The organism is Streptomyces manipurensis, from assembly GCF_049570255.1.
Classification (GTDB): Bacteria; Actinomycetota; Actinomycetes; order Streptomycetales; family Streptomycetaceae; genus Streptomyces; species Streptomyces manipurensis.
This window is the reverse complement of the sequence record NZ_CP186950.1, coordinates 1,283,410-1,307,676: the sequence shown is the minus strand read 5'-3', so window position 1 is coordinate 1,307,676 and position 24,267 is coordinate 1,283,410. Positions and strand designations below refer to the sequence as shown.

Here is a 24,267-nt window from a genome sequence, read left to right as displayed (position 1 = left end):
GAAAACGCCAGCGTTCAAATTTCATAGTGTTTCGGTGGTCATAGCGTTAGGGAAACGCCCGGTTACATTCCGAACCCGGAAGCTAAGCCTTTCAGCGCCGATGGTACTGCAGGGGGGACCCTGTGGGAGAGTAGGACGCCGCCGAACAATCATTGTGGGAAAGCCCCGCACCAGCCCTTTCGAGGGTTCGGTGCGGGGCTTTTCCGCGTTCAGGGCAGGTGTGTGCTCTCCTGTAGGGTCAGGGGGCATCGAACGACCATTTCTACCGTCACAGTGGAGGCCCCCGGGTGGAGGTCCAGGAGACTCGGGTTCAGACTGACCGAATTTTCACCATTCCGAACATCCTGAGCATGGCTCGCCTGGCCGGCGTGCCCCTGTTCCTGTGGCTGATCCTCGCCGAGTACGACGGATGGGCCCTGGCGGTCCTCATGCTCAGCGGCATCAGCGACTACCTCGACGGGAAGCTGGCACGACGCTGGAATCAGATCAGCAGGCTCGGGCGCCTGCTGGACCCCGCGGCGGACCGCCTCTACATCCTGTCGACCCTCTTCGGGCTCACCTATCGCGGAGTGCTCCCGCTGTGGCTGACCGGGGCCCTGCTCGCGCGCGAGCTGATGTTGCTGGTCATGGTGTGGATCCTGCGCCGGCACGGATATCCGCCGCCGCAGGTCAACTTCCTGGGCAAGGCCGCGACCTTCAACCTCATGTACGCCTTCCCATTGCTCCTGCTCAGTGACGGAAGCGGCTCGTTGGCCTGGTTGGCGTCCGTTTTCGGATGGGCGTTCGCAGGATGGGGTACAACCCTCTATTGGTGGGCAGGAATCCTATACGTGGTTCAAGTCCGCCGTCTGGTGAAGGCTGACGCCACAGCCGATTGAGCCCGCCCGGCACGGATGACGCGGAAGAGCTGCGGAGTCATCGCCCGCGACGGGTGAGGGTCGGTACGACTGTCATCTCTCAAGGAGGACTCTTCCGACATGAAGGCCGTCGTGATGGCCGGTGGCGAAGGTACGCGTCTTCGTCCGATGACCTCGAGCATGCCCAAGCCGCTCCTGCCGGTGGCCAACCGGCCGATCATGGAGCACGTACTGCGGCTGCTCAAGCGGCACGGACTCAGTGAGACCGTGGTCACCGTGCAGTTCCTGGCGTCACTCGTCAAGAACTACTTCGGGGATGGCGAGGAGCTCGGGATGGAGCTCACCTATGCCAACGAGGAAAAGCCACTCGGGACCGCCGGCAGCGTGAAGAATGCCGAGGAGGCCTTGAAGGATGACGCCTTCGTCGTCATTTCCGGCGATGCGCTGACCGACTTCGACCTCACCGACCTCATCCGGTTCCACAAGGAGAAGGGCGCACTCGTCACGGTGTGCCTGACCCGGGTGCCGAACCCGCTGGAATTCGGCATCACCATCGTGGACGAGGAAGGCAAGGTCGAACGCTTCCTGGAGAAGCCGACCTGGGGACAGGTGTTCTCCGACACCGTCAACACCGGCATCTACGTCATGGAGCCCGAGGTCTTCGACTACGTCGAACCGGACGTCTCCGTCGACTGGTCCAGCGACGTCTTCCCCCAGCTCATGAAGGAAGGCCGGCCGATCTACGGCTACGTGGCCGAGGGCTACTGGGAGGACGTCGGCACGCACGAGAGCTACGTCAAGGCGCAGGCCGACGTGCTCGAGGGCAAGGTCGAGATCGAGATGGACGGCTTCGAGATCTCCCCCGGCGTGTGGGTCGCCGAAGGAGCCGAGGTCAGCCCCGACGCCGTGCTGCGCGGACCCCTCTACATCGGCGACTACGCCAAGGTCGAGGCCGGCGTGGAGATCCGCGAGCACACCGTCGTCGGGTCGAACGTCGTCGTCAAGAGCGGAGCCTTCCTGCACAAGGCGGTCGTCCACGACAACGTGTACATCGGCCCCCACAGCAACCTGCGCGGCTGCGTCATCGGCAAGAACACCGACATCATGCGGGCCGCCCGCATCGAGGACGGGGCCGTCATCGGTGACGAGTGCCTCGTCGGCGAGGAATCGATCGTCCAGGGGAACGTGCGGGTCTACCCCTTCAAGACCATCGAGGCCGGCGCCTTCGTCAACACGTCCGTCATCTGGGAGTCCCGCGGACAGGCCCACCTCTTCGGTGCCCGAGGGGTCTCCGGGATCCTGAACGTGGAGATCACGCCCGAGCTCGTCGTACGGCTCGCCGGTGCCTACGCCACCACCCTGAAGAAGGGTGCCATCGTCACCACGGCCCGTGACCACTCCCGCGGTGCCCGCGCGCTCAAACGCGCCGTGATCTCCGCCCTCCAGGCCAGCGCCATCAACGTGCGCGACCTGGAGAACGTGCCGCTGCCCGTCGCCCGCCAGCAGACGGCGCGCGGCAGCGCCGGCGGAATCGTCCTGCGCACCTCGCCGGGCGTGCCCGACTCCGTGGACATCATGTTCCTCGACGAGCGGGGAGCGGACCTCTCCCTCCAGCAGCAGCGCAAGCTGGACCGCGTCTACGCGCGCCAGGAGTACCGGCGGGCGTTCCCCGGAGAGATCGGCGACCTGCAGTTCCCCGGCAGCGTCTTCGACGCCTACACCGGCTCGCTGCTGCGCCGGGTGGACACGACGGGCATCGCCGACGCCGGGCTGAAGGTCGTCGTCGACGCCACGAACGGCAGCGCCGGCCTGGTCATGCCGAGCCTCCTGGGACGGCTCGGGGTCGACGCCCTGACGATCAACCCCGGGCTCGACGAGTCCCGGCCGACGGAGACCGCCGAGTCCCGCCGGGCCGGCCTGGTGCGGCTGGGCGAGATCGTGGCCTCGGCGCGGGCCGCCTTCGGCGTCCGCTTCGACCCGGTCGGTGAGCGGATCTCCCTCGTCGACGAGCGGGGCAGGATCATCGAGGACGACCGGGCGCTGCTCGTCATGCTCGACCTGGTGGCCGCGGAGAAGCGCAGCGGCAAGGTCGCGCTCCCGGTGACCACGACGCGCGTCGCCGAGCAGGTGGCGGCGTACCACGGGACCCAGGTGGAGTGGACGACGACCTCGCCCGACGATCTGACCCGGGTCGGACGGGCCGAGAACACGATCTTCGGCGGGGACGGCCGGGGCGGGTTCATCGTCCCGGAGTTCAGCAGCGTCTTCGACGGGTCGGCGGCGTTCGTACAGCTCCTCGGGCTGGTCGCGCGTACGCAGCTCACCCTGAGCCAGATCGACGCCCGCATCCCGCGGGCGCACGTCCTGAAGCGGGACGTGCCGACGCCGTGGGCCGTGAAGGGGCTCGTCATGCGCCAGGTCGTCGAGGCCGCCGGAGAACGCCAGGTGGACACCACCGACGGCGTGCGGGTGGTCGAGGCCGACGGGCGCTGGGCCCTGGTCCTGCCCGACCCTGCGGAAGCCGTCACGCACCTGTGGGCCGAAGGCCCCGACGACGCCTCCGCGCAGGCCCTGCTCGACGAGTGGGCCGCCGTGGTGGACAGCTCCGGCCACTGACCCGTCTCCGTGACGGCCCACGCCCCGCGCAGCCGCGCGGGGCGTGGGCCCGGGGGACGGACGCATTGGGTGTGGGCGGTGCCGACATGCGACGATGTGCGGCATGTCGCAGCCGCCCCACCATAGGACTCCGGCCCCTGCCGCGCCGGCCCGCCCGGACGCTTCCATGTCGCTGCTGACCCATGTGATGGACCACAGCCTCGACGAGGGGTACGCCGAGGCCGCGGCCCGCCGCGAGGCGGACGGCACGGCGGGACTGCCCCGCACCCTCAAGGCGAAGCTGGGGCTGGCGGCCGGACTCGTCCTGGCCGCGATGGTCGTCACGCTCGGGGCCGCGGAGGCGCGCCTGGACGCGCCGGTGCTGGCCAAGGAGCGCCAGGAGCTCATCGACCGGGTGGAGCGCGCCGACGACCGGGCGCACGCCCTCGAAGGCGACATCGACCGGCTCAGGACGGACGTCGCCGCCCGCCAGCGGGCCGCCCTCAAGCAGCCGGGCGGGGGCCAGGGCGAACTGGTGTCCCTGCTCTCCGGTGCCACGGAGGTCCGCGGTCCCGGCGTCAAGCTGGTCGTGGACGACGCGAAGGGCTCCTCCTCGGGCGGCGGTGGCGGTCCGCGGGAGAGCGCCGGGTTCTCGGACACCGGCCGGCTCCGCGACCGCGACATGCAGAAGATCGTCAACGGTCTGTGGCAGTCCGGCGCCGAGGCGGTCTCGATCAACGGACAGCGACTGACGGAACTGTCGGCGATCAGGGCCGCCGGTGACGCGATACTGGTCGACAACAGACCGCTGGTCCCGCCGTACGAGGTGCTGGCGGTGGGGGACAAGAAGCGGCTCGGCCCGGCCTTCCAGGACTCGGCGGACGGCCAGTACCTGCACGTGCTGCAGGAGAGCTACGGGATCAGGTACACCCTGACCCCGCAGGACGAGGTGCGGGTGCCGGCCGCCTCCAGCCTGACCGTACGTACAGCCACACCGGCAGAGCAGCAGAAGGGTGCATCGTGATCGCGGTACTGGGCCTCTTGGCCGGAGTGGTGGCCGGACTACTGGTCCGGCCCGAAGTGCCGGCCGTGGTGGAGCCTTATCTGCCCATCGCGGTGGTGGCGGCGCTGGACGCGGTGTTCGGCGGTCTGCGCGCCATGCTGGACGGGATCTTCGACGACAAGGTCTTCGTGGTGTCCTTCCTGTCGAACGTGGTCGTCGCCGCGCTGATCGTCTTCCTCGGCGACAAGCTGGGCGTCGGGTCGCAGCTGTCCACGGGTGTCGTCGTCGTCCTCGGCATCCGGATCTTCTCCAACGCGGCGGCCATCCGACGCCACGTGTTCCGGGCGTGACGCCGATGAGTACGAACGGCACCCCGCCCGAGGAACCGAACGTCCCGGAACGGCCTCTTGAAGAGGGAAAGGCACAGGTCGAGCAGGCTCCCGCGGAGACCGGCCGGCAGCGGCTCGCCGCCGGGTTGTGGCCGCCGCGGGTGAGCAGGGCCCAACTGATCGTCGCGCTGCTGCTGTTCGTCCTCGGACTGGGGCTGGCCATCCAGGTCCGCTCGAACAGCGAGTCCAGCGCGCTGCGCGGGGCCCGGCAGGAGGACCTCGTACGGATCCTCGACGAGCTCGACGGGCGGACCAAGCGTCTGGAAGAGGAGAAGCAGCAGCTGGAGGCTCAGCGCAGGGAGCTGGAAAGCAGTTCCAACCAGGCCGAGGAGGCCCGCCGGCAGACCGTGGAGAAGGAACGCCAACTGGGCATCCTGGCCGGTACCGTGGCAGCACAGGGACCGGGCATCACGCTGAAGATCACCGACCCCACGGGCCAGGTGCAGTCCGACCAGCTGCTGGACACCCTCCAGGAGCTCCGGGCGGCCGGTGCGGAGGCGATCCAGATCAACGGCGAGCGGATCGTCGCGAGCTCCTATTTCTCGGACGAGAACGACGGGATCGCGATCGACGGTAAGAAGATCACACAGCCGTACGAGTTCAAGGTGATCGGCAAGCCGCAGGACCTGGAACCGGCGCTCAACATCCCGGGCGGTGTGGTCCAGACGCTGGAGAAGGAGCAGGCCACGGTCGCCGTCACACGGTCGGCGAAGATCGTTGTGGATGCCTTGCGGGCTGCGAAGCAGCCTGACTACGCTCGGTCGTCACCGGGATGAAGCGGAGTGGAGGGTGGAGCGGCTCACGCGGGCTGAGGCCTGCGGGGGGTCGGCGCACCGAAGTCGCGGTGTGTGGTGGAAACTGTCTGGTGGTTACGGACGTTGTGAGAATGTCCGGGTCGGCAGGTGTCTGCATTCGGAGTTCGTCCTGCCCCACGGGCGGGTCTGTTTCGGTCAAGGGGAATCGCCCGTGAAGTTGTTTGAGAAGCTGTTCGGAAAGAAGAAGAACGAGGAGAACGGCCCGGCGAGGCACCGTGCGGGCCACGGCGAGGCGGAGGCGCAGGGCGACCGGCCGCTGTTCCGCGACGAGGTGTCCGGCGCGGGTGACGTTCTGGGCGCCCCCGGCGCGTCGGCTGTTGACCCTGCCGGTACCGGACGCATAGGTTTCGGTGATCCATCTACCTCAAGTGCGGGTGGAGGGTTTGCCCCCGACCCGTATGCCACCAATGCCTCCGCGGGGCAGCCGCGGCGCGAGGAGCCGTCCATGTCGGCCGAGCAGGTTTGCAGCAGGTGTGGCCACCGCAGCGATGCGGCGAGCCGCTTCTGCTCCAACTGCGGGGCGCCGCTGCGGGCGGGTCTGACGCCGGAGCGTGCCTCGGAGACCACGTCCACCATCTCGATCTCGGGCCTCGAGGCCTACGAGGCCGAGGTGTCCGGGCAGTCGCACGTGTCGTCCTCGCTGTCCCCCGAGGCCCAGGCCGCGGTGGAGGCGCTCCCGCCCGGTTCCGCCCTGCTCATCGTGCGGCGCGGTCCGAACTCCGGGAGCCGCTTCCTGCTGGACGGCGAGCTGACCACGGCAGGCCGGCACCCGCAGAGCGACATCTTCCTGGACGACGTCACCGTGTCCCGGCGGCATGTCGAATTCCGCAGGAGCCCGGACGGCGGCTTCACCGTCGGTGACGTCGGCAGCCTCAACGGCACCTACGTCAACCGCGAACCGATCGACTCCGTCGCGCTGAACAACGGCGACGAGGTGCAGATCGGCAAGTACCGGCTGGTCTTCTACGCGAGCCTGCGGGGCGTCTGACCTCTCCGGAGGACGTCCGGGGGCGCCCTGCCCCCGGACCGGGTCCGGGGGCACCCAGGGAAGGTCCCATGCTGCGCAATCCGACAAGCGGTGCCGGCAACGGCGGCGCCGGCTCGGCAGGGCGGCTGGTGAGCATCGGAACGGTGCTCACCACGCTGCGTGACGAGTTCCCCGAAGTCACGATCTCGAAGATCCGGTTCCTGGAGGCCGAAGGGCTCGTCGAGCCCCGGCGCACGCCGTCCGGGTACCGCAAGTTCAGCACCGAGGACGTGGAGCGCCTCGCCCGCATCCTGCGCCTCCAGCGCGACCACTACCTGCCGCTGAAGGTCATCCGCGAGCAGCTCGACGCGCTCGCCCGCGGCGAGCAGATCCGTATCCCGGCGCCCACGGCGCACGGGGACGGGGACGGCCCCCCGGCCGACGGTGTGGTGCGCGAGACGCCCCCCGCGGCCCGTGTGGGCCGGGAGGAGCTGCTGGCGGCCGTCGGCGTCGACGAGGCCCAGTTGGCCGAATGGGAGTCGTACGGGCTGCTGGCGGAGGCCTCCGGCGGCGGTTTCGACGCCGACGCGGTCACGGTGGCGGGACTCGTCGCCGACCTGGGGCGGTTCGGGCTGGAGCCGCGGCACCTGCGGGCCATGAAGGCAGCAGCGGAACGGGAGGCCGGCCTGGTCGAACAGGTCGTGGCACCCCTGCGGCGGCACCGCAACCCGCAGACGCGGGCCCACGCCGAGGCCACCATGAAAGAGCTCGCGGGGCTGTCCGTACGGCTCCACGAGGCCCTCGTGCAGTCCGCTCTCGGGGTCCGGTTGCGCTGACCGCGCTGGTCGGAGTCGAGCCCCGACTACCCAAACCTGCCGGGCAGGTCCTAGGGTTGCTGTGTGAACGAGCTCGACGTTGTGGGTGTCCGGGTGGAAATGCCCTCCAACCAACCGATCGTGCTCCTGCGTGAAGTGGGAGGCGATCGGTACCTCCCCATCTGGATCGGTCCGGGGGAGGCGACTGCCATTGCCTTCGCGCAGCAGGGCATGGCCCCTGCCCGGCCGCTGACGCACGACCTGTTCAAGGACGTGCTGGAGGCGGTCGGTGAGGAGCTCACCGAGGTCCGGATCACGGATCTGCGGGAGGGCGTCTTCTACGCGGAGCTCGTCTTCGCCAGCGGCGTGGAGGTGAGCGCCCGGCCGTCGGACGCCATAGCCCTCGCCCTGCGGACGGGGACGCCGATCTACGGCAGTGACGGCGTGCTGGACGACGCCGGAATCGCCATTCCGGACGAGCAGGAGGACGAGGTGGAGAAGTTCCGCGAGTTCCTCGACCAGATCTCGCCGGAGGACTTCGGCACCGGGCCGCAGTAGGCCCCCGCCGCGCCGTCCCGGACGGCGTCCCGAGCCCATTCGAGTAGCCTTTCCCCGAAAAAGGACACGGGAAACCACTCTCAGGGTGATTATCACTCGGCGTGCCGAGTGTGGCGATCGTTGACGCACCCCTGGTGACTGCCTACCTTCGAGGTGGGCAGGTCAAGGACGGAGGGTCGGCGTGAGGATCACGGGCGACGGTACGACCGGGGGCACCCCCGTACGGAGTGACGCTGGGCCGTATCCGCTGCACAGCACGGCGGCCGGGGCCGCGCGCCGTCAGCCGGAGTCGACGCCGGTCGGGCCGGTGGCCGGCGAGCCGGCTCCCGAGCAGATCGGCTACCGCGGGCCCACGGCCTGCGCCGCGGCCGGCATCACCTACCGGCAGCTGGACTACTGGGCGCGCACCGGGCTGGTGGAGCCCAGCGTGCGCGCCGCCTACGGATCGGGCACGCAGCGGCTGTACAGCTTCCGCGACGTCGTCGTCCTCAAGATCGTCAAGCGCTTCCTCGACACCGGGGTGGCGCTCCAGAACATCCGCACGGCGGTGCAGCACCTCCAGGACCGCGGGCTCTCCGACCTGGAGCGCATGACGCTCATGAGCGACGGCGCCTCGGTGTACGAGTGCACCTCCCCGGACCAGGTCGTGAGCCTGCTCCAGGGCGGCCAGGGCGTCTTCGGCATCGCCGTGGGCGTCGTGTGGAGCGACGTCGAGAACGCCCTGTCGCAGCTGCACGGGGAGCGCGTGGACACGGGCGAGACCCTGGTCGGGCACAACCCCGCCGACGAGCTCGCCGCCCGCCGCAACCGCGCCGGCTGACCGGTCCCCGGCGATGTCAGTGGCCTAGGGCAGCATCGGTGCCGTGAGATCCGCGCCGACCATCCTGCACCTGGACATGGACGCCTTCTACGCCTCGGTCGAGCAGGCGTCCAAGCCGAGCCTGCGGGGCAAGGCGGTCATCGTCGGCGGGCTCGGCCCGCGCGGGGTCGTCGCCACGGCCTCCTACGAGGCCCGGCGGTTCGGGGTGCACTCGGCCATGCCGACGGCGCAGGCCCGGCGGCTCTGCCCGAACGGCGCCTACCTCATCCCCCGCTTCAGCCTCTACCGGCAGGTCAGCGACCTGGTCATGGCCCTGTTGCGGGAGCTGTCGCCGCTGGTGGAGCCGCTCAGCCTGGACGAGGCCTTCGTGGACCTGGAGGCGGGCGGCGTCGCCTTCGACGCGCACTCCGCGCGGGCCACGGGGGAGCGGCTGCGGGCCGACATCAGGGCCGCGACGGGCCTCAGCGGCTCCGTGGGGCTCGCGGGGTCGAAGATGCTGGCCAAGGTGGCCTCCGAGGAGGCCAAGCCGGCCGGGCTGCTGCTGATCGAACCGGGTACGGAGCGGGAGCTGCTGGCCCCCATGTCGGTGCGCACCCTGCCCGGGGTGGGGCCGGCCACGGGCGAGCACCTGCGCCGGGCCGGGATCACCACGGTCGGGGATCTGGTGGAGGCCGGCGAGGACGAGCTGGTCCGGATGGTCGGGCGCGCGCACGGCACGGGTCTGTACCGGATGGCGCTGGGGCTGGACGACCGGCCGGTGGTGGCCGAGCGGGACGCGAAGTCGGTGTCCGTCGAGGACACCTTCGACGTGGACCTGCACGACCGGGTCCGCATCCGGGGCGAGGTGCAGCGCCTGGCCGACCGGTGCGTGCAGCGGCTGCGCGGCTCCGGGCACTCGGGGCGCACCATCGTGCTGAAGGTGCGGCGCTACAACTTCTCGACGCTGACGCGGTCCGAGACGCTGCGCGGACCCACCGACGATCCCGGCGTGGTCCGGGAGGCCGCCTCGCGGCTGCTGGAGGCCGTGGACACCACGGGCGGCGTCCGGCTGCTGGGGGTGGGGGTGACCGGTCTCGCGGACTACACGCAGGAGGACCTCTTCGCCCAGTCCCTGGCCGCCGTGCCCGGCAGCCCGCCCGACGCGGAGGCGGAGGCCGCCGCGGCACCCGGTACGGACGCGTCCGGGGCCGGAGCGGGCGCCGCGGGGCCCCCCGGGGGTACGGACGGCGCCGAAGGGCGCGCGGGCGCCCCGCAGGACGCCGAGCCGCCCCCGGGCCGGGACGGGGCCGCCGAGCGCCGCTGGGCGGCCGGGAGCGACGTACGGCACGTCCTGTACGGGCCGGGATGGGTGCAGGGCAGCGGCGTCGGGCGGGTGACCGTGCGCTTCGAGCAGCCCGGATCGCCACCGGGGCGGGTCCGGACCTTCCGCGTGGACGACCCGGAGCTGGAGCCGTCCGATCCGCTGCCGCTGGTGGGGGAGGGCGGGCCCGGCGCGGACGCCGCCGCGGGGCCCGGGGGCCCGGACGCCGGGTGACCGGCCCGGCGGGCCCGGGGGCGGCTCAGCCCTCGTCGCCCGCGAGGCGGCCGAAGTCGCGGTCGAACTCCGCCGGGAGGGTCGTGTCCAGTCCGTAGTGGTGGTAGAGCTGCAGTTCCTGTTCGGGGGAGAGGTGGCGGCCCACGCCGAAGTCGGGGGCGTCCCTGATGAGGGAGCGCTCGAAGGGCACCCGGAGGGCGTCGCCCACCAGCTCGCTCGGTTCCAGGGGGACGAAGGCGTCGCGGCTGAACAGGCCCGTCCGGACGGCCGCCCATTCCGGTACGCCGGTCGCGTCGTCGAGGTACACCTCGTCGACGGTGCCGATCTTGGCGCCGTTGCGGTCGAACGCCTTGCGGCCGATCAGGCTGCGCGGATCGATGTCGGTCTGCACGGTCCCTCCAAATGGTCGCAACTGATCCCCAATGACTACAGAAGTGCATATCCGCAGTGGAGGCCACTCGGGGAGGCCCGGGAACCTCGCTGGTAGTCTGGGTGACGGCTGTCGACCCTGTGCGGGAGAGTCCTCCGAGTGAGTACGACGGAGGCGCCGAAGGAGCAAATCCTCCCCGGAATCTCTCAGGCATACGTACCGCACGGACGAGGCCACTCTGGAAAGCAGGGGCGGTACCGGGCGCGCAGTGCCGGTCCCACCTCTCACCGACGGTGAAAGCCGGACCCAGCACGGGCGATCCCCGTGGGCCCGGTGAAACTCTCAGGTTGAGATGACAGAGGGGGAGGCCGTCCGGGTGCCCGCGCCGTGGTGCCCCTCGCAGGTCATACGACCAGGAGGCCTCCGTTCATGACCGCCAACCGCATTCCGCTCTCCCAGCTGGAGCGAGGCATCCCCTTCGAACAGCGCCACATCGGCCCGGATGCCGAGGCGCAGGCGAAGATGCTCGCCCAGGTGGGCTACGGCTCCCTGGACGAACTGACCGCTGCCGCGGTCCCGGATGTGATCAAGACCGCCGACGCGCTCGCCCTGCCCGAGGCGCGGACCGAGGCCGAGGTGCTCGCCGAGCTCCGTTCGCTCGCCGACCGCAACCAGGTCCTCACCTCCATGATCGGTCTCGGCTACTACGGGACCTTCACGCCGCCGGTGATCCTGCGCAACGTCATGGAGAACCCGGCCTGGTACACGGCGTACACGCCCTACCAGCCGGAGATCTCCCAGGGCCGCCTCGAGGCGCTGCTGAACTTCCAGACCGTCGTCGCCGACCTCACCGGCCTGCCGACCTCGGGCGCCTCGCTGCTCGACGAGGGCACCGCCGCCGCCGAGGCCATGACCCTCGCCCGCCGCGTGGGCAAGGTCAAGGGCAACGTCTTCCTCATCGACGCCGACGCCCTGCCGCAGACCATCGCCGTCATCGAGACCCGCGCCGAGCCGATCGGCATCGAGGTCGTCGTGGCCGACCTGTCCGAGGGCATCCCCGCCGAGATCGCCGAGCGCGGCGTCTACGGCGTCCTGATCCAGTACCCGGGCGCCTCCGGTGCCGTACGCGACATCAAGCCGGTCATCGACCAGGCGCACGAGCTCGGCGCGATCGTCACCGTCTCGGCCGACCTGCTCGCCCTGACCCTGCTGACCTCCCCGGGCGCCCTCGGCGCGGACATCGCCGTCGGCACCACCCAGCGCTTCGGCGTCCCGATGGGCTTCGGCGGCCCGCACGCCGGCTACATGGCCGTCCAGGACAAGCACGCCCGCTCGCTGCCGGGCCGCCTCGTCGGCGTCTCCGTGGACGCGGACGGCAACAAGGCCTACCGCCTCGCGCTGCAGACCCGCGAGCAGCACATCCGCCGCGAGAAGGCGACCAGCAACATCTGCACCGCGCAGGTCCTGCTGGCCGTCATGGCCGGCATGTACGCGGTCTACCACGGTCCGGACGGCCTGCGCACGATCGCCGGCCGCACCCACCGCTACGCGACGCTGCTCGCGGCCGGCCTGAGCGCCGGCGGGGTGGAGATCGTGCACGGCTCCTACTTCGACACGATCACGGTCCGCGTCCCGGGTCGTGCGGCCGAGGTCGTCGCCGCTGCCCGCGAGGGCGGGGTCAACCTCCACCCGGTCGACGCCGACCTGGTCTCGATCAGCTGCGACGAGACCACCCTGCGCGCCGACATCGAGGCCGTCTGGGCCGCCTTCGGCGTCACCGCCGACATCGAGGCGCTGGACGGGTCCGCGGCGGACACCCTGCCCGAGGGCCTGCTGCGCTCGGACGACTACCTGACCCACCCGGTCTTCCACCAGCACCGCTCCGAGACCGCGATGCTGCGCTACCTGCGCAAGCTGTCGGACAAGGACTACGCGCTGGACCGCGGCATGATCCCGCTGGGCTCCTGCACCATGAAGCTCAACGCGACCACCGAGATGGAGCCGGTGACCTGGCCCGAGTTCGGCCAGCTGCACCCCTTCGCGCCCGTGGCGCAGGCCGAGGGCTACCTCACGCTCATCCACGAGCTGGAGGAACGTCTCTGCGAGGTCACCGGCTACGACAAGGTCTCCCTCCAGCCGAACGCCGGCTCCCAGGGTGAGCTCGCCGGCCTGCTGGCCGTGCGCGCCTACCACCGCGCGAACGGCGACGAGCAGCGCACCATCTGCCTCATCCCGTCCTCCGCGCACGGCACCAACGCCGCCAGCGCCGTGATGGCCGGCATGAAGGTCGTCGTCGTCAAGACCGCCGACGACGGCGAGGTGGACGCGGACGACCTGCGCGCCAAGATCGAGCAGTACCGCGACGAACTCGCCGTGCTGATGATCACCTACCCGTCCACGCACGGTGTGTTCGAGGAGCACGTCGCCGACATCTGCGCCCAGGTGCACGAGGCCGGCGGCCAGGTCTACGTCGACGGTGCCAACCTCAACGCCCTGGTGGGCCTGGCCAAGCCGGGTCACTTCGGCGGCGACGTCTCGCACCTGAACCTGCACAAGACCTTCTGCATCCCGCACGGCGGCGGCGGCCCGGGCGTCGGTCCGGTCGGTGTCCGGGCGCACCTGGCCCCGTACCTGCCGAACCACCCGCTCCAGCCGACCGCGGGCCCGGAGACCGGTGTCGGCCCGATCTCGGCGGCCCCGTGGGGCTCCGCCGGCATCCTGCCGATCTCCTGGTCGTACGTGCGCCTCATGGGCGGCGAGGGCCTCAAGCGCGCCACCCAGGTCGCGGTGCTCGGCGCCAACTACATCGCCAAGCGCCTGGAGCCGCACTACCCGGTGCTCTACACCGGCCCGGGCAACCTGGTCGCGCACGAGTGCATCATCGACCTGCGCCCGCTGTCGAAGGCCACGGGCGTGAGCGTGGACGACATCGCCAAGCGTCTGATCGACTACGGCTTCCACGCCCCGACGATGTCCTTCCCGGTCGCCGGCACGCTGATGATCGAGCCGACGGAGTCCGAGGACCTCGCCGAGATCGACCGCTTCTGCGACGCGATGATCGCCATCCGCGCCGAGATCGAGCGGGTCGCGGGCGGCGAGTGGCCGGCCGGCGACAACCCGCTGGCCAACGCCCCGCACACCGCCGCGGCGCTGGGCGGCGAGTGGAACCACCCGTACACGCGGGACGAGGCGGTCTTCCCGGGCGGGGTCACCCCGGCGGAGAAGTACTGGCCGCCGGTCCGCCGCATCGACGGGGCGTTCGGCGACCGCAACCTGGTCTGCTCCTGCCCGCCGCTGGACGAGTACGACGCCTGAGTCGTCCCGCCGGGCGACGACCGCCGCGTGACATGACGGAAGGGGCCGGTCCCGGGAGGAATCCCGGGACCGGCCCCTTCGCCCTTTCCGGCTACGCCGCCGCGAGCGGCCGGTGCGGGGCGATGATCTGGCCGTCCGGCAGCAGCTCACCGGTGTCCTCGAAGAGCAGGACGCCGTTGCACAGCAGGCTCCAGCCCTGTTCCGGGTGGTTGGCCACGGGACGCGCGGCCTCCCGGTCGGCGGATTCGGCTGACGGGCAGGCAGGCTGGTGCTGGCACATGGATGCGTTCTTTCGCTGCGACGTGGTCTGTGTGCTACGGCTCGATACGTGAGTCATCGCCGTCCCCCTGGGTCATCCCCGCAGGCGCGGGGAGCTTGTCCTCAGTGTTCCCCCACGACAGCCGGTTCGCAGGGATTTCCCCGCAGCTGTCCTCACGCATTGAAGACGCATCACTCGTGCGGGCGGTTCAGGCCAACTCCCCTGTCATTTCGGATGGTTCGCCGATGGTCCGGGCGGGCTAGCCCGAATGGGTCAATCGGGTCAGGCGGCGGGCGCGGCCAGCGAGGGAGGGGCCGGCGCCGCCGCGGGCGTCAGCCGGTGGGTCAGCACGGGCAGCAGCTCGGAGACCGGATGCGGCCGGTAGGCGGCGATCCCGGGGGGCGCGGGCGCCAGGGGGACGAGCAGGTCCTCACCGGCGGGGAGGCCCGCGGCGGCCGCGGCTCCGACCGCCCCGTGCAGCCACAGGGTGAGCATGTACAGCTCCGGCACGGACAGCAGCCGCGGCTGGTAGGCCGTGCCCAGGGACTCCGCCTGCCGCAGGGCGCGCTCGGTGGCGGCGACGTAGGGGCCCTCGAAGAAATGGGAGAAGGCCCAGCCGTCGGGGGTCAGCCGGGTGTCCGCCGCGGCGACGTGCCGGTCCCCGCTGCGGATCAGGAAGCGCCAGCCGACCAGCCGCGTCCGGGGAGGCCGGCCGGCGGCCGCGAGGTCGGAGATGTTCAGCCGGTCGAGGACGTGCACCGGGAGGGGGAGCTCGGCGGTCAGCGGCCCCTGGATGGCACGCAGGGACGGGGTGTGTGCCTCGTTGACGGCGGTGGGGGAACCGAGTGCCGCGAGGACGCTGCGCAGGGCGGGTGCGGGAGCCGGGTGGACATGCAGCGGCATGGTGGGTCGCCTCTCACTTGGGAGACCTGTGGAACGGGGGAAGGTGCGGACGGAGCTGTCGCATTCTGGGGCCAGAGGGGGGCCGAGGGGCAATGGCCGCGCGTCAAGTCTCTGCCTCGTTTGCGGAGTTTATACGACATGTGTTCACGCAGTGTTTCGGCTAGCTGTCCCGGCCATTGCCGACAAGGTGCTTACCGGACCCGCTGACATGGCATTCATGCCGGATGGGCGCGGACGTGCCGCGCTGACCTCGGAGGTTACCGGAAGGGGGCTCGGCTGGAAAGCGCCGGTTATGAAGAACGCGCAAATTCAGAGCGGAATTTGCGTGAGGCGCCTTGCCAGGTGAATGTGCCGAAGCGCCCTTCGGCCAAACCGGCGCGCGCTCCTCGCCACGCACGCCCCCGCCGCGTTATGGATCATGACGTCTGGGCATCATCGACCGTGACGTGCGCCCGGGTCCCCGGGCCAGGCCCGCTCGAGGAGGGACACTTCGATGGGGGAGAAGGTCGTGGCAGGCGGATTCGACCTGTCCGATCGGCAGCGGTATCGAAGGAAGCTTCACGAGTGCCTGGAGGGACTGGAGCGACTTCTGGCGGAGAAGAGGTTCGATCGCCCGAAGAACATGATGGGGCTGGAGATCGAGCTGAATCTCGCGGGTACCGACGGAATGCCGCGCATGGTGAATGCGCAGGTGCTGGAGCGTATTGCCAGCCCGGATTTCCAGACGGAACTCGGAATGTTCAACCTGGAGGTGAACGTCCTCCCGCACCGGCTCGGCGGAAGGGTATTCGACCAGCTCGCCGAAGAACTCAGCGCGGGGCTCGGCTATGCGCACCGGCAGGCCGCGGAGATCGACGCCGGAGTGGTGATGATCGGCATCCTCCCGACGATCTCCCGCGCGGACCTCGTCGCCGGGAACCTCTCGGCGGTGGACCGGTACTCCCTGCTGAACGAGCAGATCCTGATGATGCGCGGGGAGGACTTCACCCTCGACATCGACGGTGTCGAGCGGCTGATCTGGACCTCCGGGTCGATCGTGCCCGAGGCCGCCTGCACCTCGGTGCAGCTGCACCTCCAGGTGACGCCGGCCCGGTTCTCCGCGGTGTGGAACGCGGCGCAGGCGGTGACGGCCGCGCAGATAGCCGTCGGCGCCAACTCGCCCTTCCTCTTCGGGCGGGAGCTGTGGAGGGAGTCCCGGCCACCCCTGTTCACGCAGGCCACCGACACCCGCCCGCCCGAGCTGCAGGCGCAGGGGGTGCGCCCGCGCACCTGGTTCGGGGAGCGGTGGGTGGACTCCGCGTACGAGCTGTTCGCCGAGAACGTCCGCTACTTCCCCTCCCTGCTGCCGATCTGCGACGAGGAGGAGCCGCTGCGGGTGCTGGCGGAGGGGGGAGTGCCGAGGCTCCAGGAGCTGGTCCTGCACAACGGGACGGTCTACCGCTGGAACCGGCCCGTCTACGGGGTCGCGGACGGCGTACCGCACCTGCGCGTGGAGAACCGGGTGCTGCCGGCGGGGCCGACGGTCACCGACGTCGTCGCCAACGCCGCCTTCTACTACGGGCTCGTGCGCACCCTCGCGGACGAACCGCGCCCGGTGTGGACCCGTCTGCCCTTCGCCGAGGCGGAGGCGAACTTCGACGCCGCCTGCCGGTACGGGATCGACGCGCGGCTGCGGTGGCCGCGCCGGGGCCGGGCGGGCGGACTGGTGAGCGTGCCGGCCGTACGGCTGGTGCTGGACGAGCTGCTGCCGATGGCCGCGGCGGGACTGGACGCCTGGGGCATCGAGCCCGCCGACCGCGACCACTACCTCGGCATCATCGAGGAACGCTGCCGCCGGCGGGTGAACGGGGCGACCTGGCAGGTGGACACCTACCACCGGGCGCTCGCGGCCGGACTGGAGCGGGACGAGGCGCTGGCCGCGACCACCCGGCGGTACACCGAACTGATGCACAAGGGCGACCCGGTGCACACCTGGCCCGTCGGGCTGACGGAGGAGGTGGGCGCCGCACTGCCCGTGGTGCGCTGACCCGTCCGGCAGGGGGCCGCCGCCCGCCCGGGGCCGCCGGCGGCCTCCCTCGGTGATCCCCCGCGCGGCCGAGGAGGCAGTATGGGGTGGTCGCAACGGGATGGCAGGACGGGAGTCGGGCGTGCGGGCGGAGCCGGAGCCGGTGTTCGTGGAGCTGGACGAGAACGGGCGGCGGAGCCTGCTGCGGACGGAGACGCTCCTCGTCCTCGCCCTCTCCCTCGGCGCGAGCGGCGTCTCGGCGCTGATCAGCTTCATCGGCTCGCTCACCAAGCCCGGCGGCCTGAAGGACCAGGCCGCCACCCTCAACGGCTCCTACGCTCCCGGCCGTCCCTGGCTGGACCTGGCCTGGCAGCTGTTCGGCATCGCGAGCGCCCTGGTCCCCGTGCTGCTGGTGGCCCACCTGCTGACCCGCGAGGGGGCACCCGGGCTGCGCGTGCTGGGCTTCGACCTCACCCGGCCCCTCCAGGACCTGGGCCGGGGACTGCTCGTCGCCGCCGGCATCGGGAGCGCCGGACTGGCCTTCTACCTGGGCTCGCGGGCCGCCGGGTTCAACCTGACGGTGGTGCCGGAGGCCCTGCCCGACGTGTGGTGGAAGTTCCCCGTACTGATCCTCTCCGCGATCCAGAACTCCGTGGTGGAGGAGGTCATCGTCCTGGCCTACCTGCTGCGCCGGCTGGACCAGCTCGGCTGGTCGCCGACGGCCGCGCTGGCCGCGAGCGCGGTGCTGCGCGGCTCCTACCACCTCTACCAGGGCATCGGCGGGTTCATCGGCAACATGGTGATGGGCGTCGTCTTCGTGCTGGCCTACCGCCGCTGGGGCCGGGTCGGCCCCCTCGTCGTCGCCCACGCGCTGCTCGACATCGTGGCGTTCGGCGGGTACGCCCTCCTCGCCGGCAAGGTGGGCTGGCTGCCGACGCCCTGACGCGGCCGGGCACCCGATCGGCCCTTCCGGCAGGGGCGCGCGCCGCCGCGGTGCGAGGCTGGAGGGAGTGAGGAGGCGCGCCCGATGGCTGTTCTGGACTCCCTGACACCGTTCGCGCCGTTCCTCGTGCCCGTGATCAGCGGCCTGGTGGGCGGGGCCAGCCTCCTCATCCGGGACCGCCGGGAGGCGCGCAGCGCCGACCACCACTACCGCAGACGGCTGGAGAAGGCCCAGCTGGAGATCCAGTTCCTCAACGGCTGGATCCAGGCCAAGCAGCTGGCGCCGACCGACGCCCCCGACCCCGATCCGGAGCCCGGGCGCTGGCTCGACGAGTGCTACGCGTCGGTGCGCCGCGCCCAGGCGGAGTCGGGCGACCGGCGTCCGACGGGCCCGGTCTCGCTGCGGCGCCTGCTGCTGCTGGGGGAACTGAGCGGTCCGGCCAGGAGCGTGCGCGTCGCGTACTGGATCTCGCTGGTCCTGTTCAACGCGGCGCTCGCGTGGTGGGTGAACGCGCTCGTCCTCGGCGTGCCCGGTTTCGTGCACGACGAGAACGCCTCCGAGGGCGACGAGATCGGCTCCTACCTGGCGGTCGCGGTCACCTTCTTCGTGATCTCGGCCGCCCTGTGGCTGTGGACGGTGCACCTGGGCGCGGCGGAGCCGGAGCAGGTGTACCGCAAGCGGATCGACTCGGCGGCCTGGGAGGAACACGAGCGGGGCCGGCGGGAAGCCGCCCGGATCCGGGCCGGGGCCGGGGCGGAGGACCGGCGCCCGGCCGGCGGGGGAGACGGGGACGAGGGCGGGAGCGGGCCCGCGGACTGACCCGGTCCGGGCCGACGGCCCTGCCGGGGGATCCGGGAGCCCGCCGGCCCCGCCGTCGTGGGCTCGGTGGCCCGGTCCGGCTCCGCCCGTCGGCCGCCTCTCAGGCCCCCGGCGGCGGTACGAGGAGTTCGCCGTCCAGGACGGTGACCGCCCGGCCGGTCAGCAGGGTTCGCTCACCCGCGAGGGTGACCCGTACCAGCCCTTGACGGGCGCCGCCCTGGAGGCCGGTCAGCTCGGTGCGGCCCAGGCGCCGCGCCCAGAAGGGGGCGAGCGCGGTGTGGGCGCTGCCGGTGACCGGGTCCTCGTCGATGCCGAAGGCGGGGAAGAAGCCGCGCGAGACGAAGTCGTAGCCGCGGGAGGGGTCCTCGGCGGCGGCGGTGACGATCACACCGCGCCGGGCGAAGGCGCGCAGGGCGCCGTGGTCGGGCTGCAGCTCCCGGACGGTCCGCTCGTCGGCCAGCTCGACCACGAGGTCGCCGATGTGCGCGGAGGTGTCGTGCACGGAGAGGATCGGTGCCCCGCCGAGCGCGTGGTCCACGGAGCCGGGCGCCGGGACCGGGGTCAGCGAGGAGGTCGGGAAGTCCATCGTGATGGTGCCGTCGTCGGCGGTCTCGGCGGTGAGCACGCCGCAGCGTGCGGAGAAGCGGATCAGGCCCGTGGCGAGCCCGGCGGTGGCGAGGACGTGCGCGGTGGCCAGGGTGGCGTGCCCGCACATGTCGACCTCCCCGGCCGGGGTGAACCAGCGCAGCGCCCAGTCGGCGTCCCCGCCGGGAGGGAGGGGATGGGCGAAGGCGGTCTCGGAGAGGTTCATCTCGGCGGCGACCTGCTGGAGCCAGGCGTCCGCCGGGAACGCGCTGTCGAGGAGCAGGACTCCGGCGGGGTTCCCGTGGAAGGGGCGGTCGGTGAAGGCGTCGACGGTTCGGATGCGCATGCCCCGACGTTAGGGCGGTTCCTTGATCGTCGACAAAGGCCAATCCGGGGTGACTGGCCTTGTTCGACGCTGTTCGGTGAAGAAGTTTCCGATATATCGTTGACGCATCGCGACCGTTCGCCGATAGTGGAGGCATCGGACATTCCGATGATCTGACGAAGCACTGACGAAGACGAAAGGAGCGCAGTCATGCGTTCACACGGACACCACGGACAGCACGGCCACGGGCCCGAGCACGGGCGGGGTCACGGACACTGCGGCCCCGACCGTCGGGAGGAGTTCCGGGGCCTGCGGGCCGCCTTCGGCCCCTTCGGGCCGCCCTTCGGGCCGGGCCCCTTCGGCGGGCGAGGCGGGCGCGGCGGACCGCGCGGCCGCGCCCGGCGCGGCGACGTGCGCGCCTCGATCCTGGCGCTGCTCGCCGACCGGCCGATGCACGGCTACGAGATGATCCAGGAGATCGGCGAGCGCAGCGGCGGGGCCTGGAGGCCCAGCCCGGGATCGGTCTATCCCACCCTGAGCCTGCTGGAGGACGAGGGGCTCATCAGCAGCGAGAGCGAGGGCGGCAAGAAGCTGTTCACGCTCACCGACTCCGGCCGTATCGAGGCCGAGTCGGGGCCGGAGGCCCCCTGGGCCGAGGCCGGGCGCGGGGTGGACGTCGAGGCGATGCACGAGATCAGGGCGGCCGCGACCGGCCTGATGGAGGCCTTCGGGCAGGTCTTCAAGACCGGCTCGCCCGAGCAGCGCCAGAAGGCGCTCGGGGTCGTCAACGACGCGCGCAAGAAGCTGTACCTGATCCTGGCCGACGAGCACTGAGCCCGGCCGGCGCGGACACGGGGGCGGCGCTCCCCGCGGCGCGGTGCCGCGGGGAGCGCCGCCGTCCGCTTTCCCGCGTACGGGGAGGCCGCAAGGGCGCCGGTCAGGCGACCAGGCCGGCCAGCTTGCGCAGGGACTCGTTCAGGGCGGCCGTTGCGGAGTCCTTCAGCTTGCCCGCCATCAGCGAGACGGCGGCCCCGGTGAACTCGCCGTCGATCCGGACGGTGGTGGCCCCGCCGTCCGGGGTCAGGGTGTACCGGGTGAGCACGGCCACGCCCATCGGGCCCTTGCCGGTGATGGCGAAGCGCCGTTCGTCCTCCAGCTCGGAGACGGTCCACAGCACCTCGGCCGGGAAGCCCATCATCTTCATGTTCTCGGCGAAGGTGGATCCGACCGCGAGGGTCTGCGGACCGCCCTGTGGGAAGTCGGTGTGGGTCATGCTCCACTGCCCGTACGCGTCCCAGTCCGTCAGTTGGGACCAGAGCTTCGCGGCGGGCGCCTCGATGCGCGATTCCGCGGTGACTTCGGCCATGCGACCGCCCCTTCTCGTCGGGTTCGTGCGCGGAAGGTAGCCCCGGCGGTCGGAACATTCAATACTGACGGCCTGTCAGAAACAGGCCTCCGTGACAGGCACGGTCCCGGCTCCGTCTCAACAGGTGTCACCGCAGTGACGCTCCTGACCCGGCCCTGTCATGATGGCCGGATGCAAGCGTCAGGGAGACATGCCGGACTGAGCCTCGCGCTCGTCTCGGCATTCGCGTTCGGTGGTTCCGGTGTGGCTGCGAAGCCGCTGATCGAGGCGGGGCTGGACCCGCTCCACATGGTCTGGCTCAGGGTGGCCGGGGCGGCCCTGGTGCTGTCGCCGCTGGCCTGGCGCCACCGCGGCCTCCTCCTGCGCCGGCCCGCCCTCCTCGCCGGCTTCGGCCTCGTCGCCGTCGCGGGCGTGCAGGCCTTCTACTTCGCCTCCCTGTCCCGGATCCCGGTCGGCGTGGCCCTGCTGCTGGAGTACCTCGGTCCGGCCCTGCTGCTCGGCTACATCCGCTTCGTGCAGCGCAAGCCCGTCACGCGCGGCGCCGCCGCCGGTGCCGCCGTCGCGGTCGTGGGCCTGGCCTGCGTGGTCGAGATCTGGGCGGGGCTGAGCCTCGACCCCCTCGGCGTGCTCTTCGGCCTCGCCGCCGCCTGCTGCCAGGCCTGCTACTTCGTCTTCGCCGACCAGGGGGCCGACGCCGAGGACGCCCCCGACCCGCTCGGGGTGATCGCGTACGGGATGCTCATCGGCGCGCTGGTGATGACGGTGATCGCCCGCCCGTGGGAGATGGAGTGGCAGGTGCTGGCCGGGGACGCCTCCGTGGGCGGCATGCAGGTGCCCGCACCGGTGCTGCTCGGCTGGGTGGTGCTCGTCGCGACGGTCTTCGCCTACGTGACCGGCGTCGTCTCGGTGCGCCGGCTCTCCCCGCAGATCGCGGGTGTGGTCGCCTTCCTGGAGGCGGTCGTGGCCACCGTCCTGGCCTGGATCCTGCTCGGGGAACACCTCTCCACCTGGCAGATCGCCGGCGGCGCCCTGGTGCTGGGCGGCGCCTTCATCGCCCAGTCCTCCCGGCCGGCCCCGCAGCCCGTGATCGAACCGGTCCCGGTCGACCGCGAACCCACGAAGGCCCCGCTGTAAGGTGGCGGGCATGCCTTCGACCGTGCTTCCGCCTCCCGCGTCCTAGCGGGCGGCGCCCCCACGACGACCCGGCCCGGGGACCACCCGGGCAGGTCCGCGCTGCCCGCGAAGCGATGACCCGATCCCTTCATCCTTCACGCACGCGCGGAGAACACACGTGTCGAACACATCGCCCGCCGCCGGGCGCAGTCTGCTGTACCTCGTCGTCGCCGGAGCCGCCTGGGGCACCGCCGGGGCGGCCGCCTCCCTCCTCTTCCTGGCCAGTGACCTCGGCCCGCTCGCCCTGTCGTTCTGGCGGTGCGCGGGCGGGCTCGCCGTCCTCCTGGCGGTGCTCGCGCTGCGCGGGTCGGGGCCCCGCCGCCGGGCGGTGCGGCCGCCGCGGCCCGCACGGCCCTCGGTGGGTTCGCTGGTGGCCACCGGGCTGCTCTTCACCGTCTTCCAGGCCTCCTACTTCGCCGCCGTGCGCGAGACCGGTCTCGCGGTCGGGACGGTGGTCACCCTCGGGGCCGGCCCCGTGCTCATCGCGCTCGGCGCGCGCCACTGGATGTCGGAGCGCCTCGGCCGGGGCGGGACCGCCGCCGTCGCCGGGGCCCTCGCCGGGCTGGCCGTACTGGTCCTCGGCAGCGGCGGCGCCGAGGTGCGCCCGCTCGGTGTCGGCTGGGCGCTGCTGTCGGCGGCGGGCTACGCGGGGATGACCCTGCGGGCCCGCTGGCTCGGGCAGCGCGGGGCCGGCGGGGACCCGCTGGTCACCACGGCCTGGTCGGTCGCCGTGGGCGCGGTCTGCCTGCTGCCGCTCGCGGCGGTCGAGGGGATCTGGCCGCACACCGCCGAACCGGTCCGGGTGCTCTGGCTGCTGGTGTACGTCGCCACCGTGCCGACGGCCCTCGCGTACGTCCTGTACTTCACCGGTGCGGCCGCCGTGCGTGCCGCGACGGTGTCCGTGATCATGCTGATCGAGCCGGTGAGCGCCGCTGTGATCGCCGTGCTGGTCCTCGGCGAGCGGCTGACCGGCGCGGTGGTGCTGGGGACCGTCCTGCTGCTGGCGGCGGTGGGCGCGCTGATCGCGGCGGAGTCCCGGCGGCGGCCCGCGCCCCGGACCGCCGGGACCCCCGCACCCGCCGCGCGGGCGGGCGCCGGGGATCCCGCCGCGGCGGGTACGGGGCCTCAGAGCGCGGCGAGGTAGCCGGGGACGGCGGTGCCGGGGGCCAGGTCCGCGTCGGGTACGGGGGTGCCGTACGTCGTGGTGACCGGCACGACCCCCGCCCAGTGGGGCAGGGCCAGGTCCTCGGCGTCGTCGTTGACCGGACCGGTGCGCAGCTTCGCCGACACCTCCCCGAGGTCCACGCGGATCACGGCGGTGGCGGCGAGCTCCCGCGCGTTGGCGGGGCGCACGTCCGCGGCGCGGCCGGGGGCCACGGCGTCGACCATCGCGTCCAGCGCCGTCCGCCGCTCCTGCTCGTCGGTCACCTGACGGGCCGTTCCGTGCACGACCACCGAGCGGTAGTTGAGCGAGTGGTGGAAGGCGGAACGGGCCAGGACCAGGCCGTCCACGTGCGTCACGGTCACGCAGACCGGCAGGCCCGGGTCGGTGCGGCCGGCCGCCAGCAGCGGCCGGGAGCCGGTGGAGCCGTGCATGTAGAGGGCCTCGCCGACCCGGGCGAAGAGCGTGGGCAGGACGACGGGCGCGCCGTCGCGGACGAAGCCGAGGTGGCAGACGTAGGCCTCGTCGAGTATCGCGTGCACGGTTTCGCGGTCGTAGCGCGCCCGGTCGCGGGAGCGGGTGGGGACCGTGCGGTCGATGTGCTCGTAGGCGCCGTCGGCCCCGCTCGGCTCGGGCGTCTCGGAAGTCTCCGTGGCGGGGGTGGCGGTCATGACGCGGACTCCATTGCA

Annotated in this window: 23 protein-coding genes, 1 rRNA gene and 1 riboswitch; of the genes, 18 read left to right on the top strand and 6 right to left on the bottom strand. The window is 71.7% G+C overall.

The genetic code is table 11. The features are described 5' to 3' along the window. The first annotated feature begins 30 nt into the window (after positions 1-30). The 11 genes from rrf to ACPU2J_RS06005 all read left to right on the top strand — a co-directional run bounded on the left by rrf (position 31) and on the right by ACPU2J_RS06005 (position 10,353). Positions 31-147, top strand: a 5S ribosomal RNA gene (gene rrf, locus ACPU2J_RS06055). Between the two features lie 140 nt (positions 148-287). After that, positions 288-878, top strand: a complete 591-nt coding sequence (locus ACPU2J_RS06050) for a CDP-alcohol phosphatidyltransferase family protein (RefSeq protein WP_361593911.1) — start codon at positions 288-290, stop codon at positions 876-878. A gap of 99 nt (positions 879-977) precedes the next feature. Further along, positions 978-3,473 (top strand): mannose-1-phosphate guanyltransferase, encoded by a 2,496-nt coding sequence (locus ACPU2J_RS06045; protein ID WP_361593913.1) that lies wholly within the window; start codon positions 978-980, stop codon positions 3,471-3,473. 94 nt (positions 3,474-3,567) lie between these two features. After that, on the top strand, positions 3,568-4,476 hold the full coding sequence (locus ACPU2J_RS06040) for a DUF881 domain-containing protein (protein WP_361593915.1): 909 nt from the start codon (positions 3,568-3,570) through the stop codon (positions 4,474-4,476). Continuing rightward, complete coding sequence (locus tag ACPU2J_RS06035; protein ID WP_361593917.1) at positions 4,473-4,805, top strand: small basic family protein; 333 nt, start codon at positions 4,473-4,475, stop codon at positions 4,803-4,805. The genes ACPU2J_RS06040 and ACPU2J_RS06035 overlap by 4 nt, the downstream gene beginning before the upstream one ends. A 5-nt stretch (positions 4,806-4,810) precedes the next feature. Beyond that, a complete protein-coding gene (locus tag ACPU2J_RS06030) occupies positions 4,811-5,620 on the top strand; it encodes a DUF881 domain-containing protein (RefSeq protein ID WP_420081433.1) in 810 nt (269 codons plus the stop codon). 70 nt (positions 5,621-5,690) lie between these two features. Next, positions 5,691-6,647 (top strand): FHA domain-containing protein, encoded by a 957-nt coding sequence (locus ACPU2J_RS06025; protein ID WP_423832913.1) that lies wholly within the window; start codon positions 5,691-5,693, stop codon positions 6,645-6,647. A gap of 68 nt (positions 6,648-6,715) precedes the next feature. Further along, positions 6,716-7,462 (top strand): MerR family transcriptional regulator, encoded by a 747-nt coding sequence (locus ACPU2J_RS06020; RefSeq protein ID WP_423832912.1) that lies wholly within the window; start codon positions 6,716-6,718, stop codon positions 7,460-7,462. Between the two features lie 63 nt (positions 7,463-7,525). Next, positions 7,526-7,999, top strand: coding sequence for a bifunctional nuclease family protein (locus tag ACPU2J_RS06015; RefSeq protein WP_007262890.1), 474 nt, complete (start codon positions 7,526-7,528; stop codon positions 7,997-7,999). A gap of 181 nt (positions 8,000-8,180) precedes the next feature. Then, positions 8,181-8,819 carry a MerR family transcriptional regulator gene (locus ACPU2J_RS06010; RefSeq protein ID WP_423832911.1) on the top strand — a complete coding sequence of 213 codons (639 nt, stop codon included), beginning with the start codon at positions 8,181-8,183 and terminating at the stop codon, positions 8,817-8,819. Positions 8,820-8,862: 43 nt separating this feature from the next. After that, entirely contained in the window at positions 8,863-10,353 is a 1,491-nt protein-coding gene (locus ACPU2J_RS06005; RefSeq protein ID WP_423832910.1) for a DNA polymerase IV, read from the top strand. 25 nt (positions 10,354-10,378) lie between these two features. Here ACPU2J_RS06005 and ACPU2J_RS06000 read toward each other — a convergent pair whose 3' ends face one another. Further along, on the bottom strand, positions 10,379-10,744 hold the full coding sequence (locus tag ACPU2J_RS06000) for a PRC-barrel domain-containing protein (protein ID WP_361593927.1): 366 nt from the start codon (positions 10,742-10,744) through the stop codon (positions 10,379-10,381). Between the two features lie 112 nt (positions 10,745-10,856). Then, a riboswitch (glycine riboswitch) is annotated at positions 10,857-10,955 on the top strand. Positions 10,956-11,152: 197 nt separating this feature from the next. Between ACPU2J_RS06000 and gcvP the strand changes: the two genes are divergently transcribed. After that, positions 11,153-14,038, top strand: a complete 2,886-nt coding sequence (gene gcvP, locus ACPU2J_RS05995) for an aminomethyl-transferring glycine dehydrogenase (RefSeq protein WP_420081436.1) — start codon at positions 11,153-11,155, stop codon at positions 14,036-14,038. A 91-nt stretch (positions 14,039-14,129) separates the two neighbouring features. Here the strand turns inward: gcvP and ACPU2J_RS05990 are convergent, their stop codons facing one another. Together ACPU2J_RS05990 and ACPU2J_RS05985 are read right to left on the bottom strand one after the other, a co-directional pair. Next, complete coding sequence (locus tag ACPU2J_RS05990) at positions 14,130-14,318, bottom strand: DUF5999 family protein (protein WP_030009772.1); 189 nt, start codon at positions 14,316-14,318, stop codon at positions 14,130-14,132. Between the two features lie 261 nt (positions 14,319-14,579). Then, positions 14,580-15,200, bottom strand: coding sequence for a hypothetical protein (locus tag ACPU2J_RS05985; RefSeq protein ID WP_420081437.1), 621 nt, complete (start codon positions 15,198-15,200; stop codon positions 14,580-14,582). A 493-nt stretch (positions 15,201-15,693) separates the two neighbouring features. Between ACPU2J_RS05985 and ACPU2J_RS05980 the strand changes: the two genes are divergently transcribed. From ACPU2J_RS05980 to ACPU2J_RS05970, 3 genes are all read left to right on the top strand, one after another. After that, positions 15,694-17,226 (top strand): glutamate-cysteine ligase family protein, encoded by a 1,533-nt coding sequence (locus ACPU2J_RS05980; RefSeq protein ID WP_365494998.1) that lies wholly within the window; start codon positions 15,694-15,696, stop codon positions 17,224-17,226. A 100-nt stretch (positions 17,227-17,326) separates the two neighbouring features. Beyond that, positions 17,327-18,148, top strand: a complete 822-nt coding sequence (locus tag ACPU2J_RS05975; protein ID WP_361593935.1) for a CPBP family intramembrane glutamic endopeptidase — start codon at positions 17,327-17,329, stop codon at positions 18,146-18,148. Between the two features lie 84 nt (positions 18,149-18,232). After that, on the top strand, positions 18,233-18,967 hold the full coding sequence (locus ACPU2J_RS05970; protein WP_365494995.1) for a hypothetical protein: 735 nt from the start codon (positions 18,233-18,235) through the stop codon (positions 18,965-18,967). Between the two features lie 100 nt (positions 18,968-19,067). On the opposite strand, the gene ACPU2J_RS05965 is transcribed toward ACPU2J_RS05970, so the two are convergent. Continuing rightward, the gene (locus ACPU2J_RS05965) at positions 19,068-19,898 is read right to left on the bottom strand and encodes a PhzF family phenazine biosynthesis protein (protein WP_361593939.1); all 831 of its coding nucleotides are present in this window, start codon (positions 19,896-19,898) and stop codon (positions 19,068-19,070) included. Positions 19,899-20,087: 189 nt separating this feature from the next. On the opposite strand from ACPU2J_RS05965, the gene ACPU2J_RS05960 reads away from it, so the two are divergent. Continuing rightward, positions 20,088-20,711, top strand: coding sequence for a PadR family transcriptional regulator (locus ACPU2J_RS05960; protein ID WP_420081439.1), 624 nt, complete (start codon positions 20,088-20,090; stop codon positions 20,709-20,711). A 103-nt stretch (positions 20,712-20,814) separates the two neighbouring features. Here the strand turns inward: ACPU2J_RS05960 and ACPU2J_RS05955 are convergent, their stop codons facing one another. Next, the gene (locus ACPU2J_RS05955) at positions 20,815-21,243 is read right to left on the bottom strand and encodes a type II toxin-antitoxin system Rv0910 family toxin (protein ID WP_361593943.1); all 429 of its coding nucleotides are present in this window, start codon (positions 21,241-21,243) and stop codon (positions 20,815-20,817) included. Between the two features lie 171 nt (positions 21,244-21,414). Here ACPU2J_RS05955 and ACPU2J_RS05950 point away from each other — a divergent pair, with 171 nt between their 5' ends. Both ACPU2J_RS05950 and ACPU2J_RS05945 read left to right on the top strand, forming a co-directional pair. Continuing rightward, entirely contained in the window at positions 21,415-22,377 is a 963-nt protein-coding gene (locus tag ACPU2J_RS05950; RefSeq protein WP_389070638.1) for an EamA family transporter, read from the top strand. 157 nt (positions 22,378-22,534) lie between these two features. Continuing rightward, the gene (locus tag ACPU2J_RS05945) at positions 22,535-23,560 is read left to right on the top strand and encodes a DMT family transporter (protein ID WP_401168575.1); all 1,026 of its coding nucleotides are present in this window, start codon (positions 22,535-22,537) and stop codon (positions 23,558-23,560) included. Here ACPU2J_RS05945 and ACPU2J_RS05940 read toward each other — a convergent pair. Continuing rightward, on the bottom strand, positions 23,542-24,249 hold the full coding sequence (locus ACPU2J_RS05940; RefSeq protein ID WP_423832909.1) for a pyridoxamine 5'-phosphate oxidase family protein: 708 nt from the start codon (positions 24,247-24,249) through the stop codon (positions 23,542-23,544). The genes ACPU2J_RS05945 and ACPU2J_RS05940 overlap by 19 nt on opposite strands. Between the last annotated feature and the right edge of the window lie 18 nt (positions 24,250-24,267).

Coding starts and splice junctions, on each gene's coding strand:
- ACPU2J_RS06045 (WP_361593913.1), top strand. CDS start 978: ATGAAGGCCGTCGTGATGGCCGGTGGCGAAGGTACGCGTCTTCGTCCG.
- ACPU2J_RS06040 (WP_361593915.1), top strand. CDS start 3,568: ATGTGCGGCATGTCGCAGCCGCCCCACCATAGGACTCCGGCCCCTGCC.
- ACPU2J_RS06030 (WP_420081433.1), top strand. CDS start 4,811: ATGAGTACGAACGGCACCCCGCCCGAGGAACCGAACGTCCCGGAACGG.
- ACPU2J_RS06020 (WP_423832912.1), top strand. CDS start 6,716: ATGCTGCGCAATCCGACAAGCGGTGCCGGCAACGGCGGCGCCGGCTCG.
- gcvP (WP_420081436.1), top strand. CDS start 11,153: ATGACCGCCAACCGCATTCCGCTCTCCCAGCTGGAGCGAGGCATCCCC.
- ACPU2J_RS05990 (WP_030009772.1), bottom strand. CDS start 14,318: ATGTGCCAGCACCAGCCTGCCTGCCCGTCAGCCGAATCCGCCGACCGG.
- ACPU2J_RS05985 (WP_420081437.1), bottom strand. CDS start 15,200: ATGCCGCTGCATGTCCACCCGGCTCCCGCACCCGCCCTGCGCAGCGTC.
- ACPU2J_RS05980 (WP_365494998.1), top strand. CDS start 15,694: ATGGGGGAGAAGGTCGTGGCAGGCGGATTCGACCTGTCCGATCGGCAG.
- ACPU2J_RS05975 (WP_361593935.1), top strand. CDS start 17,327: ATGGCAGGACGGGAGTCGGGCGTGCGGGCGGAGCCGGAGCCGGTGTTC.
- ACPU2J_RS05970 (WP_365494995.1), top strand. CDS start 18,233: ATGGCTGTTCTGGACTCCCTGACACCGTTCGCGCCGTTCCTCGTGCCC.
- ACPU2J_RS05965 (WP_361593939.1), bottom strand. CDS start 19,898: ATGCGCATCCGAACCGTCGACGCCTTCACCGACCGCCCCTTCCACGGG.
- ACPU2J_RS05960 (WP_420081439.1), top strand. CDS start 20,088: ATGCGTTCACACGGACACCACGGACAGCACGGCCACGGGCCCGAGCAC.
- ACPU2J_RS05955 (WP_361593943.1), bottom strand. CDS start 21,243: ATGGCCGAAGTCACCGCGGAATCGCGCATCGAGGCGCCCGCCGCGAAG.
- ACPU2J_RS05950 (WP_389070638.1), top strand. CDS start 21,415: ATGCAAGCGTCAGGGAGACATGCCGGACTGAGCCTCGCGCTCGTCTCG.
- ACPU2J_RS05940 (WP_423832909.1), bottom strand. CDS start 24,249: ATGACCGCCACCCCCGCCACGGAGACTTCCGAGACGCCCGAGCCGAGC.